This is a genomic window from Capnocytophaga sp. oral taxon 902, from assembly GCF_013394735.1.
Classification (GTDB): Bacteria; Bacteroidota; Bacteroidia; order Flavobacteriales; family Flavobacteriaceae; genus Capnocytophaga; species Capnocytophaga ochracea.
This window is the reverse complement of sequence record NZ_CP058261.1, coordinates 2,655,759-2,672,867: the sequence shown is the minus strand read 5'-3', so window position 1 is coordinate 2,672,867 and position 17,109 is coordinate 2,655,759. Positions and strand designations below refer to the sequence as shown.

At 39.0% G+C, this 17,109-nt stretch carries 12 protein-coding genes; 4 read left to right on the top strand and 8 right to left on the bottom strand.

What is annotated here, in order from left to right; genetic code table 11:
- Positions 1-17: 17 nt before the first annotated feature.
- The 3 genes from HW278_RS11455 to HW278_RS11445 are packed head-to-tail and all read left to right on the top strand — an operon-like array spanning position 18 to position 2,990.
- Positions 18-656: a hypothetical protein gene (locus tag HW278_RS11455; protein WP_002672221.1), complete on the top strand. Its 639-nt coding sequence runs from the start codon at positions 18-20 to the stop codon at positions 654-656.
- 4 nt (positions 657-660) lie between these two features.
- Positions 661-1,335: a tRNA (guanosine(37)-N1)-methyltransferase TrmD gene (gene trmD, locus HW278_RS11450; protein WP_048747434.1), complete on the top strand. Its 675-nt coding sequence runs from the start codon at positions 661-663 to the stop codon at positions 1,333-1,335.
- Positions 1,336-1,361: 26 nt separating this feature from the next.
- Positions 1,362-2,990, top strand: a complete 1,629-nt coding sequence (locus HW278_RS11445; protein WP_178977898.1) for an AMP-binding protein — start codon at positions 1,362-1,364, stop codon at positions 2,988-2,990.
- On the opposite strand, the gene HW278_RS11440 is transcribed toward HW278_RS11445, so the two are convergent.
- From HW278_RS11440 to HW278_RS11420, 5 genes are all read right to left on the bottom strand, one after another.
- A complete protein-coding gene (locus HW278_RS11440; RefSeq protein ID WP_178977897.1) occupies positions 2,987-4,480 on the bottom strand; it encodes a sulfatase in 1,494 nt (497 codons plus the stop codon). The genes HW278_RS11445 and HW278_RS11440 overlap by 4 nt on opposite strands.
- A 478-nt stretch (positions 4,481-4,958) precedes the next feature.
- Complete coding sequence (locus tag HW278_RS11435) at positions 4,959-6,785, bottom strand: HEAT repeat domain-containing protein (protein WP_178977896.1); 1,827 nt, start codon at positions 6,783-6,785, stop codon at positions 4,959-4,961.
- A gap of 10 nt (positions 6,786-6,795) precedes the next feature.
- Positions 6,796-8,241 (bottom strand): SWIM zinc finger family protein, encoded by a 1,446-nt coding sequence (locus tag HW278_RS11430; RefSeq protein WP_178977895.1) that lies wholly within the window; start codon positions 8,239-8,241, stop codon positions 6,796-6,798.
- A gap of 330 nt (positions 8,242-8,571) precedes the next feature.
- Positions 8,572-9,426 (bottom strand): hypothetical protein, encoded by an 855-nt coding sequence (locus tag HW278_RS11425; protein ID WP_178977894.1) that lies wholly within the window; start codon positions 9,424-9,426, stop codon positions 8,572-8,574.
- 56 nt (positions 9,427-9,482) lie between these two features.
- Entirely contained in the window at positions 9,483-10,445 is a 963-nt protein-coding gene (locus tag HW278_RS11420) for a transketolase family protein (protein WP_178977893.1), read from the bottom strand.
- 281 nt (positions 10,446-10,726) lie between these two features.
- On the opposite strand from HW278_RS11420, the gene gltS reads away from it, so the two are divergent.
- Complete coding sequence (gltS, locus tag HW278_RS11415) at positions 10,727-11,965, top strand: sodium/glutamate symporter (RefSeq protein WP_111972411.1); 1,239 nt, start codon at positions 10,727-10,729, stop codon at positions 11,963-11,965.
- A 254-nt stretch (positions 11,966-12,219) separates the two neighbouring features.
- On the opposite strand, the gene nagB is transcribed toward gltS, so the two are convergent.
- The 3 genes from nagB to HW278_RS11400 all read right to left on the bottom strand — a co-directional run bounded on the left by nagB (position 12,220) and on the right by HW278_RS11400 (position 16,869).
- Positions 12,220-14,163: a glucosamine-6-phosphate deaminase gene (gene nagB, locus HW278_RS11410; protein ID WP_178977892.1), complete on the bottom strand. Its 1,944-nt coding sequence runs from the start codon at positions 14,161-14,163 to the stop codon at positions 12,220-12,222.
- A 249-nt stretch (positions 14,164-14,412) separates the two neighbouring features.
- Positions 14,413-15,891, bottom strand: coding sequence for a cysteine--tRNA ligase (gene cysS / locus HW278_RS11405; RefSeq protein ID WP_178977891.1), 1,479 nt, complete (start codon positions 15,889-15,891; stop codon positions 14,413-14,415).
- Between the two features lie 33 nt (positions 15,892-15,924).
- Positions 15,925-16,869, bottom strand: coding sequence for a glycosyltransferase family 2 protein (locus HW278_RS11400; RefSeq protein ID WP_178977890.1), 945 nt, complete (start codon positions 16,867-16,869; stop codon positions 15,925-15,927).
- Positions 16,870-17,109: the final 240 nt, after the last annotated feature.

The following is a 17,109-nucleotide window of genomic DNA, read 5'->3' as shown; positions in this document are numbered from 1 at the left end:
TTTAAAATATAAGTTATATGAAAAAACTAATAATAATGATGGCACTTAGTGCCTTTTCTGGTGTATCAATTAAAGCACAAGATGCGACAACAACTTCATTTAGTTCACAGAAAACTGCTTCAACTACTGTGGAAGTACAACCTGAAGAACCAAAGCCTACCAGCCTACCCGAACAGTTCCAACGTATGATAGACAGAGCAGGGTCTTGGCAAAACTACAAAATGTTTGACAAAGTTAAGCTTGCCAGCTTTCAACGCAGTATGGCAGATAGTGTGAATAATATAAAATCACGCCTCGCAGCTGAAAAGGGAAAAGTAAAAACTCACGAAGAAACTATCAAGACACTAAATGATAATATAGCCTCTTTACAAACTACCTTAGACCAGACCCGCAATGAGAAAGATAGTATGAATCTGTTTGGAGCTTTACTATCCAAAGGCTTATACAATACCATTATGTGGGGAATTATTATTGCTTTAGGAGTTCTATTAGTGCTATATATTTACAAATACTCTAACGGAAATATTGTTACAAGAAAGTCTCTTCATCAATTATCAGAATTACAAGAGGAATACGAGAGCTATCGCAAAGCAGCTATTGAACGCGAACAGAAAGTGCGTCGCCAGTTGCAAGACGAAATAAACAAACATCGTTAGACTGATGCATATTGATATTATATCGGTTATTCCTGAACTAATGGAGAGTCCTTTTGGCTACTCCATTATAAAGCGTGCGATTGATAAACAATTAGTAGAAGTATATTTCCACAACTTGCACGACTATGCCAATAATGCTTACCGACAAGTAGATGACTATCAGTTTGGTGGAGGAGCAGGTATGGTGCTGATGATAGAGCCTATCGATAAGTGTATTTCAGCTCTCAAAGCTGAAAGAGATTATGACGAGGTGATATTCCTCACCCCTGATGGTGATACACTGCAACAAAAGATGGCTAACCAACTGTCGTTGGCTAAAAATCTTATCATCTTGTGTGGGCACTTTAAAGGGGTAGACCAACGCGTACGCGACCACTTTATCACCAAAGAAATATCCATAGGTGACTATGTGCTTTCAGGTGGGGAATTAGGAGCTGCTGTACTCTGCGATGCAATTATTCGCCTTATCCCTGGTGTCCTCTCCGATGAAACCTCAGCCCTTACCGATTCGTTTCAAGACAATTTGTTGGCTCCACCAGTCTATACACGTCCTGCTAACTACAAGGGGTGGGAAGTACCCGAAATCCTTACCAGTGGCAATACTCCTAAAATAGAACAATGGCGGGAAAATATGGCTTATGAACATACCAAAGCCAAACGACCTGACTTACTGAAATAACAAAAGAATAACTTAAAATAATCCTTATGAATAAAAACTTAGCTTACACTTACGGAGCTTCCAATATCTCTCTTATAGGGGAGACTATCGACCAGAATCTTCGTAAAACAGTGGAAAAATACCCTAATAAGGAAGCGCTTATATCCGTACACCAGGACTATCGAGTTACTTACGCCGAGTTTTATGCACAAGTAACGACTGTAGCCAAAGGGCTTATCGCCTTAGGTGTGAAACAAGGCGATAGGGTAGGTATTTGGTCGCCTAATTGCTATGAGTGGACGCTCTTGCAGTATGCTACCGCCAAAATAGGAGCGATAATGGTGAATATCAATCCTGCTTATCGTACCAGCGAGTTGATTTATGTAATCAATCAATCAGGGATATCATATATCTTCGCTGCCCCTCAGTTTAAAAGTAGTAATTATAAAAAAATGATAGACGATGCGCGTGAGTTTACTGAAACTTTGCGTAAAGAAGTGTATTGGGGAGAGAGCTGGCAACATTTCTTAGCACACGGTGAAAAAGTTACCGACGAGAAACTACTTTCTTTTGAAGAGAAAGTGCAGTTTGATGACCCCGTAAATATACAATATACTTCAGGAACTACGGGCAACCCCAAAGGTGTTACACTTTCTCACCACAATATCCTCAATAACGGTTATTTTATCGGTATCCGAATGAATTATACCGAAAAAGACAGAGTGTGTATTCCTGTACCTTTTTACCACTGTTTCGGAATGGTTATTGGAAATCTCGCTTGTACAGTTCACGGGGCTACAATGGTAATCCCTAATGACAGTTTCGATGCTACTAAAACACTCGAAGCTGTAGAGAAAGAAAAATGTACTTCGCTTTATGGTGTGCCTACGATGTTCATCTCAGAACTGTATGTATTAGACAAACAACCTTATGATTTATCAAGTCTGCGTACAGGAGTAATGGCAGGTGCTTTGTGTCCTCCTGAAATTATGAAACGTGTAAAAGAGCAAATGAATATGCACGAAATAACTATTTGCTACGGTATGACAGAAACTTCACCTGTCTCTACACAAACTAAAATAGGAGCACCTTTCGAGAAACAAATCTACTCGGTAGGAACTATTCACGACCACTTAGAGATTAAGATTATCAATCCTGAGACCAAAGCTATCGTCAAACGAGGTGAGAACGGTGAGCTATGCACCCGTGGCTATTCAGTAATGTTGAAGTATTGGAACAGTCCGCAGGCTACACAGCAGGTGATAGACGAACAACGCTGGATGCACTCTGGCGATTTGGCTATGATGGACGAGGATGGCTATATTCATATCTCAGGTCGCATTAAAGATTTGATTATTCGCGGAGGTGAGAATATCTCTCCTAAAGAAATAGAAGACTTCCTCTATACCTATAAAGGAGTAATGGACGCGCAAGTAATTGGTGTCCCTAGCAAAAAATACGGTGAAGAAGTTATGGCTTGGATTAAGCCTAAAGAAGGGGTTACCCTCACCGAAGAAGAACTCCACGACTTCTGCAAAGGGCGTATTGCTCATTACAAAGTGCCTCGTTATTGGAAATTTGTAGAAGAGTTCCCGATGACTATCTCGGGTAAAATACGCAAGGTAGAAATGCGTGAAATATCAGCGAGAGAACTCGGTTTAGAGGACGAAGATTAAGGTAAGGGAACTATTTTCCCTGTCTCTTTATTCATAGGCATCTGCGCCTTTACTTCTTTGAGGTAATGGCGCAATTTTTTTGTGAGTTGCTTTGTCTTACGAGGGTACTGCTTAATTAAGTTATGAGCTTCGCTTATATCTTCTTTAATATTGAACAACTGTTTTTCACCCGTTTTGTGCATATATACTAATTTCCAATCGCCTTGCCTTATAGCACTCGAAGCTCCATAACCATAGCCTTCTACTGTATACCAATTGTTAGGACAATGCCAATAAAAGCAACGGTGCTCCTCTCCTACTCTTTTACCTTTTAAGGTTGTCAAAAAACTTTTCCCATCTACCTTTTGAGGTACTTTATAGTCTCTTATCTTCGCCACTTCCAAAAGCGTCGGAAATACATCTTCTATAATTACAGGTTGCTCCGTGCGCTTATTCGTGGGTAGTTGCCCTTGCCAAGAGGCTATCATAGGAATACGCACACCTCCTTCATAAGCCGAGCCTTTACCTGCTTGTAGCGGATAGTTATGTGTATTGGGCTTTCCACCACGACCTACGGCACTCAGCCCTCCGTTGTCCGATAGAAACAAAATAAAAGTATCATTTTCTAACTGATGTGCTTTGAGATAATCCAACACATCGCCCAAACTCTTGTCCATAGCTTCTATCATCGAGGCATAACGGGCTTCAATAGGGTTTAAATGCTGATATTTAGCACTGAAACGCTTATCTTCCTCAATAGGAATATGCACTGCGTAATGTGAGAGGTAGAGAAAAAACGGACGGTCTTTAGGTCGGTTATCTAATGTTTCAAGTGCTTCTAACGTAAGTGCTTCAGTTACCGAAATATCTTTCCCCCAATATTTTTCGAGGTCAGGAATCGCAAAAGCCGACGAAGGTTGTCCATCGGTACGATTGCCAAAATTAGTAAGCCCTGAATAGCTTGCAGGTCCTCCTCCCGCGTGTCCTGCAATATTCTTCTCAAATCCTAAATTCAACGGATTAGCCCCTAAGGTTTGAGTTGCCCCAAAGTGTGCTTTTCCTATGCAAATAGTGTAATAGCCAGCTTCTTTTAATAACTGAGGAAGCGTTTTAGCATAATAAGCGTAAGGCACATTAGGTATGGGTGAAATACCATTCACATTCCAATCGGGTGGTGTGAGCACGGTATCTTCCACATCGGTAGGGGTATTGTAGTGCAACGTCCAGTTAGTAACACGGTGGCGCGCCGCATTGCTACCGGTAAGTAAACTCACTCTGCTGGGCGAACAAATTGACGCCGCATAACCTTGCGTAAGCTGCACTCCTCGCGAAGCCAATCGCTCCATATTAGGCGTGTGATAAATATCGTTATTAGGAACACGTTCACTCCAAAAAGGCAAAGAAGTGTCTTCCCATCCCATATCATCTACTATAAAAACTACTATATTAGGGTGTTGCGCTTCAACCGTGAAAAAAAGGAGTGTTGAAGCAAGTAAAAAGAGTGTTCTCATTTCATTTAAAGTTTTAGCAAAGATACAACTTTTCAATTAAAGAAAATTATATATAACTAAAATAATAACTAAATTTCATCTTAGATAGGGTCTAAGTTGATCTTAGATATATTTATTGTTCGTCATTTGTTTATCTGCCCGTGTGGCTCGCACCGTCATTTGTTCGTCATTTGTTCGTCATTTGTTCGTCATTTGTTCGTCATTTGTTCGTCATTTGTTCGTCATTTGTTCGTCATTTGTTCGTCATTTGTTCGTCATTTGTTCGTCATTTGTTCGTCTTTTGTTCGTCTTTTGTTCGTCTTTTGTTCGTCTTTTGTTCGTCTTTTCTTCGTCTTTTCTTCGTTAATTGTTTATCTGCCTGTGCGACTCGCACCTGCCTATGTGGTTCGCACCGTCTATCCTATAAGCTTTGTACAAATCTTACTAATTCACTATTAATCATTAACCATTCATTTATACTTTTGTCACACCCTTTTTGTTATCCTCTTTCTATCTCTTCTGCTATTTCTTTAAATATCTTTAACTTATTTTTCTCAGCCAAAATTCTGAACTTCTGTGCGTATTCCTTAGGAAACTGCTTCCAAAAATCTGTGTCAGAAAGGTTATACAGAAAATAATAAGCATTTCCAGCCTTTATTTTTTCTAATGAGTGATAAACAAGCTCATACTTATTGGGTAAGTTTCGTTTTAAAATAAGGTGATACAACCATATGGTGTCTTCTGAAAAAGTTTCTGAGAGTGCTTTCAAAAGCCATTCATCTAATGATTTTCCATCTTTTTCTAAGGCATCGAGTATAATAAAAGTATTTAATGCATAATTGTTATGGAGCTTTTTAAGACTACGGAGGAATGAATAAAACACAGGTATCCAACGAGGGTCTATTCTATCTACTCTCACCTCTGAACATTTACGAACTGTATAAGTATAATAACCATTAGTTCCACTAAATGCTTCTAACATACTTCCTGTTGCAAGTGATTTTCCAAGTGTAGTGCTAAATGTTTCAAATAGTTGTTCCTTACTAAAATTTTCATTATTGAAAGCTCTCCAAAAAAAGTTTATCCACAAATCATTATAACCACTGTTAAAAGTGAGATATTGCTTATGCTTATCATAGAATGCCACTACCTTATCAGCTTCAAAGCTATTGAGAATACCCACTATTTTCATAGGTATGGGGTCATAAGTATTCTTAAATAGATTCCTCCGAAGAGTATTGAATTTCTGAGATTGTAGTAATTCAGATAAAAACTCATATACTTCATTACAATCCTTATTCTCCAAAATATCCAAATCAATAGCAAAACGTTCAAAAGCATTGGTTACTGTTGCATTGTTATCTGTTTTTTCTATTGAAAGTAGTATGTTAAATTGCTCGTATACCTTTTTAAGAAAAGGTTGATAATGTGAAGGTATTGCTAATAAAGAAATAGCTTCAGCCAAAGCTTTTGCATTCCCTTTTGCTTTATTAGTTTCATAAAGTGCAAGTAACTTATCAATGCTACGTTGTGTCCCCAATATTGCTAATGCCTTATAGGAAGCCTCCCGTACCAGCTTATTCTTGTCACTTGTAAGGCTCATAATAAAGTCTTCTGTTTGTGTATCTTTCCTCTCAGCTATTATGCTAATGGCTTCAGCTTGTAGGTTAGGTAAACTCTCATCGAATATCTTATCCGTTAGGCTATCCATCTGGGCATACTTTAGCTGGTATAATAATCGCAAACGGCGTACGTTTTCAGTCTTATCCTCTAAACGAAAATCCGATAGCAGGAAAGGGAGCATCGCTTGACCACAAGTGGGAATAATAGTTTGGAGTACATAATCGGCGAGTTCAGTATACTTATCAGCCAAGGCATAGCTCAAATAACCAAAGGTACGAGAATCTTTAAATATACCACGTTCAAAAGCATCTTTAAGTACTTCTAAACGTCCTGAGTTACTCTGGGTAAGAGCTTGCAATACAGGTTTCAGTTGTAAATACGAATAGGTTGTATTCACATCGGCTATAGATACATTGGGTTCTTGTAAGGCTTTGGTAGCTTCTGCTTGTATAGTAACGCCTTGTGTATAGAGTACCGAATAGAGCAAAGTGGAAACATTTAATAGCTTTTCGGCAGATTGCTGGCTTTCAACTTGTAGCAATGCTTCTACTTCTTGGGCTAATTTATTAAATACAGGAGCCTTTTCTCCCAATTTTTTCAGTATAGGAATGTACTTCTGCAAGCGAGGGTCATTTTTAGCAAACTTACTTCCTGCTATAAACAGGCGGTTAAGTTCTTGTTGTAAATCGTATAAAGGTTTCATATCTAATATGCTAATATAATAAACGAATAATTTTATCAGGGGTAATGAGCGACATTGGTTGAGCAGACAAAAGTCCACTGGCTACATCATTATGCATCATTGCTGTGAGGGTGAGCCCTTCGGCGTTGGAGGGCAAAAAAGCTTTCAGATTGCCCGTTGGCGATACAGCCCCTTCTCCTATATCTTTCAAGGTGATAGCAAAACCATTAGCATCTTCTACAACCAAATCCTCCCCTACTCTATAAGCTTTATGCAGTGCCAAAAGTACTACCGGATGCTTGTCCATCAATGGATTTTTTATAGTGTTCTTCACACTCTTGATAGTATCAGCAAACTGATTCGATGCCCATTGCTTAATGGTAGTAAGGTCTGTTTTTTGTAGAGGACGTTCCGTTATACTGTCAGCTTCCCAACGAATACGAGGATTGGTATCGCCAGGGTAAATATATAGGTCTTTCAGTTGTAAAACACCAAACATAGTGTTCTCTTCCTTGATGTACTTTGCTGCCTTGTAAGGACGATAATTCATCGTTTTGAATATCTTGCCTGTGGTTAGGTTAAGCCATAATCCTTCGTCTACATATTCTTTGCGCGCTTCATTGTCATAACTATTAAACGAAAGCTGTACAAGGCTTGCATTTTCCTCATAAAGTCCATATTGCATTAGCTCTACTAACTTCCATACATAGCCTATTTGCTCTTCAATAGCTGAAGATAGTTCAGGTAACCCTTCTGGATCCTCTTTGCGGGCTTTTAGATATTCAGAGGCTTTTTTCAGTAAAGCTGAAAGATAATTTAAGTTATTTACTACCTCTGTATATTCTTCCTCTTCTACTTCTTCAAGTGATAAAAGTAGGTTATTGAAAGCCGTTTGTATACCGCCTATATAGTAGTTGCCCAATTCTTTTATTTGAGTTCTAAGGGTGGCGCGTAATTTAGCATCTATTGAAGAAAGTCCTGTACTGACTATATCGCGCAAAAGTTTCTGAGCTGTATCAATACCTATAAGCTGAGTGTCTACTTTCTTAACAAAAGCCACTCTATTTACCTTCTTAGGTTTCTCAGCTTTCTCTTTGATAGACTCTTTTTCTTGAGTTTTCTTTTCCTGTCTTTTCTCTATTTTTTCACGCTTAGCAGTAATATCTTCTGGCACCTCACCTTCACTAAATTGACTCTTATCTGCCTCAAAGCAATACAATAAACCAATAGCGTGTTTGCAAGGAAACTGACGACTAGGGCAATTGCAGCGAAACACTGGGTTATGGCTATCTATATAGTCAGCTGAGCAATAATAAGGATTTTTACCACTTCCTGCACATTCACCCCATATAAGGTTCTTTTCAGCATTGATTTTTAGATTAGTAAATTTTCCTTTCTTTTGTAAATCTCGCCCTTTTTTAGCTGCTTCGGCATTAGGAGCGAGTTCTTCAATCTTTTGTTGTGTTACTTCTATCATATTGTATTGTGAATTATATAGTTTTATAGGAACATAAACAACTTATTATCCTTTTATAAAAGTGAAAGCTACAAAACGGAACGCAGTCGATGGCAATGTTTAAGTTCAAGACCTCTATACCCACAAAGGCAAAGACTATAACAAAGTTTTAATTATGATGTGATAAACATCAGCGGGGTAACACACATTCCCCTTATTAAAAACTGTTTGGGTATAGAGCGAAATGTCAATGAGTGTGTTTGCTATCTTATGAAAAATCCGTTTTGTAGCTTTCTAAATTGGTATGATGTAAATCTGTTATAGGTCAACTATTTTACACCGCACCAAACCCTATTTCTTTAAAAGGTGCTCAATAGTATTTTTGTAACTGTTAGGCACTACGATTCTAAAACCTGCAACCGTTTCCTTTATTTTCATCAATTCGGATGTTTTTTCTACTACTAGAGCAGTTACCTTTTTCTGACGTTCTTGTTGCAACTTTTGAAGTTCTTGTTCATATTGCAATTGAGCGTTATTCTGGAACGTACGGAACTGAGCCTTATAAAAGTTTACTTCACTTTCAACCTCACGATGCTGAGCTAATAGCTGTTCTTGCAGTTTTTGTAGCTCAGCGAGGTCATACAGAGGTACATTCTTTACTTTAAATACCTGCTCACCTACTTGCTTTAAGGTAATAAGTTCTTTCTTGGTGAGATTTGCTCGTACTTCATCAAAATTATGAATATACTTCCCGATGTGGGCAGCTTTAGCCTCAGCTTCCTTATATCGTACTAGTTCTTCAAGTGATAAAGTTTTGAGGTAATCTTCTATGGTAACCTCTCTAAGCCGATTGAGGTGTTCATAGTCAATTGGTTTTACTTCAGCTTCTGCTTCAAGTTGTATATTGGTTAGCTTTTTTGTTAGCACATCTAATCGAGCTTCCTTTTCCTTAATTGTCGTACGCAAATAAGCTGAGATTGCATATAGCGACCCTATTTCAGTGAGCTTACCTCCGATATCATCTACCTTCTCAAAGTTATCTAAGGGTTCTCCATCAATACTGGAAGTATGAGTTTCAATAGTATTAACAAGGTCTTGAATGGGTTTGAGTCGTTCTTTAATACGTTCACACACATAGTTAGCCTCTGATGAGGTTAGTCCAGAGGTATTAAAATAAGGATTCTTAGTTTGTAAATAATCTATCATAAACAATTTGCTTTTTATCTGTTTTACAAATAAAATAGTAGTTATTTCATCTTTCCTTAATGGGTAGTTTTTCTTTTGAGTACTTTCTCAACAGCTTTCAAAATACCTTCTTTGTCTAAACCGTACTTTTGCATTAGCTGAGCAGGAGTTCCACTTTCACCAAAAGTGTCGTTTACAGCCACAAATTCCTGTGGAACAGGACAACGCTGTGTAAGCACACGAGCTATGCTCTCACCTAATCCACCATAGTAATTATGCTCTTCACAAGTTACTACTGCTTTAGTCTTCTTTACTGAAGTAAGAATAAGCTCTTCGTCTAATGGTTTAATAGTGTGGATATCGATAACTTCTGCTGAAATACCTTTTTGCTCTAATTCCTCACAAGCCAAAAGAGCTTCCCATACCAAATGCCCTGTAGCGATAATAGTAACGTCCTTCCCTTCGTTTAACAAAATACCTTTTCCTATTTCAAAGGTTTGGTCTTCAGGAGTAAAATTTGCTACCGTAGGACGACCGAAACGCAGGTAAACAGGACCTACATAATCAGCAATGGCAATAGTAGCAGCTTTCGTTTGATTGTAATCACAAGGATTGATAACTACCATATTAGGAAGCATTTTCATCAAACCAATATCTTCTAATATTTGATGGGTAGCTCCATCTTCTCCGAGAGTAAGCCCAGCGTGAGAGGCACAAATTTTTACATTTTTATTTGAATAAGCTATCGACTGGCGTATTTGGTCATACACACGCCCTGTAGAGAAAGCTGCAAAGGTGCCTGTAAAAGGTATTTTACCCCCAATAGCAAGCCCAGCAGCAATACCCATCATATTTGCCTCAGCAATACCTATTTGAAAGAAACGTGTAGGGTTCTCCTCGATAAATTTTTCCATCTTCAATGAGCCAATCAAATCGGCACAAAGAGCAACTACATTAGGGTTCTTACGTCCTAACTCAGCAAGTCCTGCCCCGAAACCACTTCGGGTGTCTTTTTTTCCTGTATCAATATATTTTTTCATCGGTAAATGAGTGTTATTCTTTTTGAGCGACAAAAGTAATACTTTTTATCTTTTTTTCCTAACAAAACTTTCTATTTCTGTATAAACAAAATAAATGAAAAGCAGAAACGCCTCTATAAGCATAAGAAGAAAACTAATTAGTTCTATCACAAGCTATCGTTTTAAATTAAGAGTAAAAATAGTAAACATTCATTACTTACAGTTTTTTTTGTTTATTTATTTCTTCAGTAAAATAATCTTTTGTACTTTTAGCCACTCATTAAATCTATATCTCGCTTATTATGGATATGAAAACCATTATCATCGACCCTTATTACACCCTGATTGTCGCTACAATAGTGTTACTCGTAGGGCGACTATTAGTGCATAAAATCAAATTTTTAAGAAACTTCAATATACCCGAACCTGTAGCGGGCGGATTGTTAGCAGCAGTATTTATCTATCTGCTGTATACTGCCACAGGCATTTCCTTAGAGTTCAATAACAGCTTGCAAGATGCTTTTATGCTATTTTTCTTTTCGTCCATAGGTTTGAGTGCCGATTTCTCTCGACTAAAAGCTGGTGGTAGAGGGCTGATTATTTTCCTGGGGGTGGTCGCCCTCTTTATTGTAGTACAGAACTTTGTGGGGGTGGGTTTAGCAAGTGCCTTGGGGCAAAACCCTGTTATGGGACTCATCACGGGCTCTATAACACTTACTGGCGGACACGGAACAGCAGGTGCTTGGGGTAAAATATTAGAAACCGACTACGGTATAAAGGGAGCTACTGACCTGGGAATGGCTTCGGCTACCTTCGGATTGGTACTCGGCGGACTTATTGGTGGTCCCATAGCACGCAAGTTAGTGAACAATATAGGAAAAAAGCCTATTACTGAAAAACAAAGTACTGACACCGTAGCCGATAACGTAGTAGAAGTTTTTGAAAATGCAATTAAACAACGTCTCATCACTTCTAAATCAGCGATAGAAACAATGGCACTATTTGCCGCTTGCCTATCGTTTTCAGCTATAATGGTATCACCCACAGTAACTGCCTTCTTCCCTGAGAGATTCACTATTCCTCAGTTTGTATGGGCATTGTTCTTTGGTGTACTCTTGCGCAATGTGCTCACCAGAGGCTTTAGTGTAAATATGTTCGACCGCGCTATCGATGTGTTTGGCAACGCTTCTCTGAGTTTGTTTTTAGGCATCGCCCTCTTAAACCTCAAACTGTGGCAATTGCTTGATTTAGCCCTCCCGATGCTCATTATTTTGGCTGTGCAAACCTTTGTGATGTGCTCTTATGCCTATTTTGTTACCTTCCGCCTGATGGGTAGCAACTACGATGCTGCTGTACTCTCAGCAGGACACTGCGGTTTTGGTATGGGTGCTACCCCTACGGCAGTCGCCAATATGCAGTCGGTAACCGAGCGTTTTGGACCTTCACACAAAGCCTTCTTGATAGTGCCAATGGTAGGGGCTTTCTTTATCGACTTCATCAATGCTTTTATCTTAACTACATTTATTAGTTTGTTGCAATGATAATAGTCGGATGATTAATGGTAAAAATAGGGTTAGCTTATAGAAAGTTTATAGGGTAAACGAACAAAGACAAAAAAAGTATTAGATTCTGAAAAACCAAAAGGTTTATTCTATCAAAGGACAATATTCGTGGTAAAACACTAAATAAAATGAGGCTATCTAATAATAGATAACCTCATTATTTTTTAGATTGATAAACAATCTTTTAAAACTTTATAGAAAAGTTACTTCTATAATAAAAACCTATCAAATTCTTAGAAGAAGTAACGTTTGAAAGCCTCGATAGCGGCATAGTCGGCGAAGCCTAAATTGCGGTAACGACGAGCGGTTTCGCTGTTACGAGCTTCGGCGCGTTGCCAGAATTCACGCAAGTCGTCTCCTTGGAACATAGCACCATCTTTTTGAGATTGGTGGAAGAAGATAGCTTGACGTTTTTTGAGTACTTGTGCTGGGCTCATAGGGACTGCCATTTCGATTTCGTGGATATCCCATTCGTGCCAAGCACCGCGGTACAACCATACCCAGCAGTCTTTCATATAATCTTTGTGTTTCAAATTCTTCAAAGCAGCAAAGATAGCATCGAGACATACTTTGTGAGTACCGTGAGGGTCGGCGAGGTCACCAGCAGCATAGATTTGGTGAGGTTTTACTTCTTCAATCAAATCCATAATGATTTTGATATCGGCTTCACCTATAGGGTTCTTTTTCACACCTCCTGTTTCGTAGAAAGGCAAGTTGAGGAAGTGTACTTGGTTATCGGGTACACCTTCGTAGCGTGTAGCAGCCAATGATTCGTGGCGACGAATGTTACCTTTGAGTTGGCGTACAAGCAAGCTATCAATTTCATTGGATTTTTTGTTGGTGATGTTGCTAATAATCTCGTTGATTACGGCTACTTCGGTTTTGTTTTCTTTGGCTATATCTTTGAATACTTCGGCGAATTTAAGCGCTTCGTGGTCGGATACGGCAAAGTTACCGGAAGTTTGGTAAGCTACGTGTACTTCGTGACCTTGAGAAACTAAGCGGTCGAAAGTGCCTCCCATAGAAATCACGTCGTCATCGGGGTGAGGACTGAAGATGATTACGCGTTTTTTGTGAGGATGTTCGCGTTCAGGGCGGTTGGTATCATCGGCATTAGGTTTACCACCTGGCCATCCTGTGATGGTGTGTTGCAAGCGGTTGAACATAGCGATGTTCAAATCGTAAGCAGGACCTGATTCTGCCAAGAGTTTGGACATACCGTACTCGTTGTAATCGGAATCTGTGAGTTTGAGGATTGTTTTATTAAGATGTTCGCAAAGCCAAACAATAGCTTTAGCTTTGAGGTCTTCATTCCATTGTACATCGGTAACGAGCCAAGGGGTTTTGATACGAGTAAGATCGGCAGAAGCCTCTTCGTCTAATACAAAAGTAGTGTTTTCGTGAAGTTGGAGGTAGCTTGAAGGTACTTCGGCAGTGATATCGCCTTCTACAGCTCTGGCTACGATAGAGGCTTTACTGCTACCCCAAGCGAGCAATACGATGCGGTGTGCTTTTAACACTGTGCGGATACCCATTGTAATGGCTTGACGAGGTACATTGTCGATACCGTGGAAGGTTTCGGCAGCATCGGAACGAGTGATGTGGTCGAGAGTGATGATGCGAGTACCAGAATTGCGGTTAGAACCAGGTTCGTTGAAGCCGATGTGACCGGTACGACCGATACCGAGGAGTTGGAAATCGAGTCCGCCACATTCTTCAATTTTTTTGTCGTAATTAGCACAATAAGCTTCTAATTCGTCGTGAGGTACTGTTCCGTCAGGGATATTGATATTTTCCTTAGGGATATCAATATGGTTGAAGAGGTGCTCGTGCATAAAGTACCAATAACTTTGTATATCCTGTTTTTCCATAGGATAATACTCGTCTAAGTTGAAGGTAATTACGTTTTTGAAGCTAAGACCTTCTTCTTTGTGCATACGCACGAGTTCGTCGTAAACTTTCACTGGAGAGGAGCCAGTAGCTAAGCCTAATATGCATTTTTTGCCTTCGGCTTGTTTCTTTTTGATAAGGTCGGCGATTTCGTGTGCGACACTAATTGAAGCGGTTACTGAGTTCGAGAAAACAACGTTGTAGATTTTCTCGAAACGAGTTTCCTCAACGGAGCCAGCAGGCTGATGAGCAATTGATGAAACTTCTTTTCTGATATGTGTTCTCATTTTTGTTAATGAATAATTATTATAATTTCAGTTTTGACCCTGCAAAAGTATTTCTTTTTTATAAATTACACAAATAAATTTAACATTTCTTTATAGTATCTTTTTATACAGCATTCTAAGAACTTAAAGCATAGATAATTTGGTTCATAAATCAAATTATTAAACACTTAATAATCACCATAAAAGCGAATCTCTACATTCTCTAAATTAAGTACTACTGAGTTCTTTGTTTCAACCGCAACAGTTGTTTTAATTTACACTATAACTCGTTCCTTCTTTACCGTCTTTGAGCTGAATACCCAATGCAAGGAGTTCATCTCTAATCTTGTCGGAAAGCGCCCAGTCTTTATTGGCACGGGCTTCCATTCGCATATTAATAAGCAAGTGGAGTACGCCGTCGAGCTTGTCGTTGTTATTAGCCGTTTGTTGCTCACTTTGTAACCCCAATACATCAAAAACAAAAGCTTTCATCAGTTCTTTCAACTCCTTGAGTTCTGTTACTGAAATCTTTTCTTCGCCGTTTTTTAATTGAAATATCCATTTTACAGCTTCAAAGAGATGGGCTATGAGTATAGGTGAATTGAAATCGTCTAACAATGCATCGTAGCATTTTTGTTTCCATTCGGCTATAGGGAGCGAAGTTGAGAGCTCTGCATCCGTAGTAAGTTCATTCAATATCTTCATCGCTTCCATAAGTCTATTAAAGCCTTTTTCGGCAGCGAGCATCGCTTCGTTGGAGATATCGAGTACACTGCGGTAGTGCGCTTGCATAAAGCAAAAGCGAATAACAGCGGGAGCAAAAGGTTTCTCAAAGAAAGTATTCTCTCCGCTGATGAGTTGCATAGGCAATATATAGTTACCAGTAGATTTACTCATACGTTGTCCGTTCATTGTGAGCATATTGGCGTGCATCCAGTAGCGTACGGGACTTTCGCCGTGACCCGCTTTACCTTGTGCAATTTCGCATTCGTGGTGCGGAAACTTCAAGTCCATACCGCCTCCGTGAATGTCAAATTGGTTACCGAGGTATTTGGTACTCATCACTGTACATTCTAAGTGCCAACCTGGGAAGCCGTCGCCCCAAGGTGACGCCCAACGCATAATGTGGGCAGGAGAGGCTTTCTTCCAGAGCGCAAAGTCCTGAGGATTGCGTTTTTCGCCTTGCCCATCCAAATCACGAGTATTGGCAAAGAGCTCTTCTATATTGCGTCGAGAGAGCTCCCCATAATTGAGTCCGCGTTTGTTGTATTCAAGTACATCGAAGTATACAGAACCATTGCTTTCATAAGCAAATCCGTCTTTCAAGAGTTTTTCGGTAAGCTGTATTTGCTCCAATATATGCCCTGTAGCGGTAGGCTCAATAGTAGGAGGCAGTAAGTTAAATATTTCTAATACTTTGTGAAAATCTACAGTGTATTTCTGTACAATTTCCATAGGTTCGAGTTTTTCGAGACGTGATTGTTTTACAAAGCGGTCGTTGTTCACATCACCGTCATCGGTAAGGTGACCTGCATCGGTGATATTGCGTACATAGCGCACTTTGTAACCTAAGAATTTAAGCGTGCGATACACAAAATCAAACGACATAAAGGTGCGCACATTGCCTAAATGGACATTGCTGTATACAGTAGGCCCACATACGTACATTCCTACATTGTTTTCGTGTAAGGGTACGAACACTTCTTTTTCTCCCGTTAAAGAATTAAATATTTTTAATTGATGTTCCATTACTGTTATATTATCTACTAATTTGCTAATTTACTAATTTGTTAATTCCTTAATTTTATATCTCTCTTCGTTACTTTTAGTCTTTAAAATAATTTCTCCCAGAAAGCCTGCAATAAATAGTTGTGTACCAATGATCATAGTGGTAAGCGCAAGGTAAAACTGAGGTCTATCAGCAATAAGGCGACCGTGTGGATTGATAAATAATTTATCAATACCAAGGTAAGCCGAAAACAAAAAACCTATAAAGAACATCAGTACTCCCAATGCTCCAAAGAAGTGCATCGGGCGTTTACCGAAATGGGATAGAAAACTAATGGTGATAAGGTCTAAAAAACCATTGATAAACCTATTCATACCGAATTTGGTCACACCGTATTTGCGGGCTTGGTGTTGTACAACTTTCTCGGTAATGCGGTTGAAACCAGCGTTCTTTGCCAATACAGGAATATAGCGATGCATCTCACCTGATACTTCAACATTCTTTACAACCTCTTGTTTGTAGGCTTTAAGTCCGCAATTGAAATCGTGAAGAGTAAGACCTGAGGTTTTGCGCGCTGCCCAGTTGAAGAGTTTAGAAGGCAGATTTTTTGCCAATACCGAATCATAACGTTTTTTCTTCCAACCCGATACAAGGTCATACCCCTCTTGGGTAATCATATTATAAAGAGCAGGAATCTCATCCGGACTGTCTTGCAGGTCGGCGTCCATAGTAATCACCACTTCACCTTGTGCTTGTTTGAATCCTGCGTGCAGTGCTTGTGATTTGCCGTAATTGCGCAAAAAACGAATACCCTGTACATTAGTATCTTTACCCGATAAATCTTTGATTACCTGCCAAGAATTATCAGTACTACCATCGTCTACAAAGATAATTTCATAAGAATAACGGTGTTCAGTGAGTACTTTGTGTAGCCACTGATAAAGTTCAGGTAGCGATTCTTGTTCGTTGAGAAGCGGTATGACGATTGATATTTGCATCTTATAACAATTTGAAGTGCAAAAGTAATAAATTAATAATGAATACCAATAAATGTAGCAAATAAATTCATTTTTATCAGCATATAACTTATTTATATGAATGATATAAGGTTAATCACTCTAAAATACAATTTTATAGATAATAACACCGCATTTTCACCTATCAGAGGCTCTTTTACTTAATATATAGCAGTACTTTTCTTCTTTTCTATTAATTTTTTATAAGTTATTTTCACACTT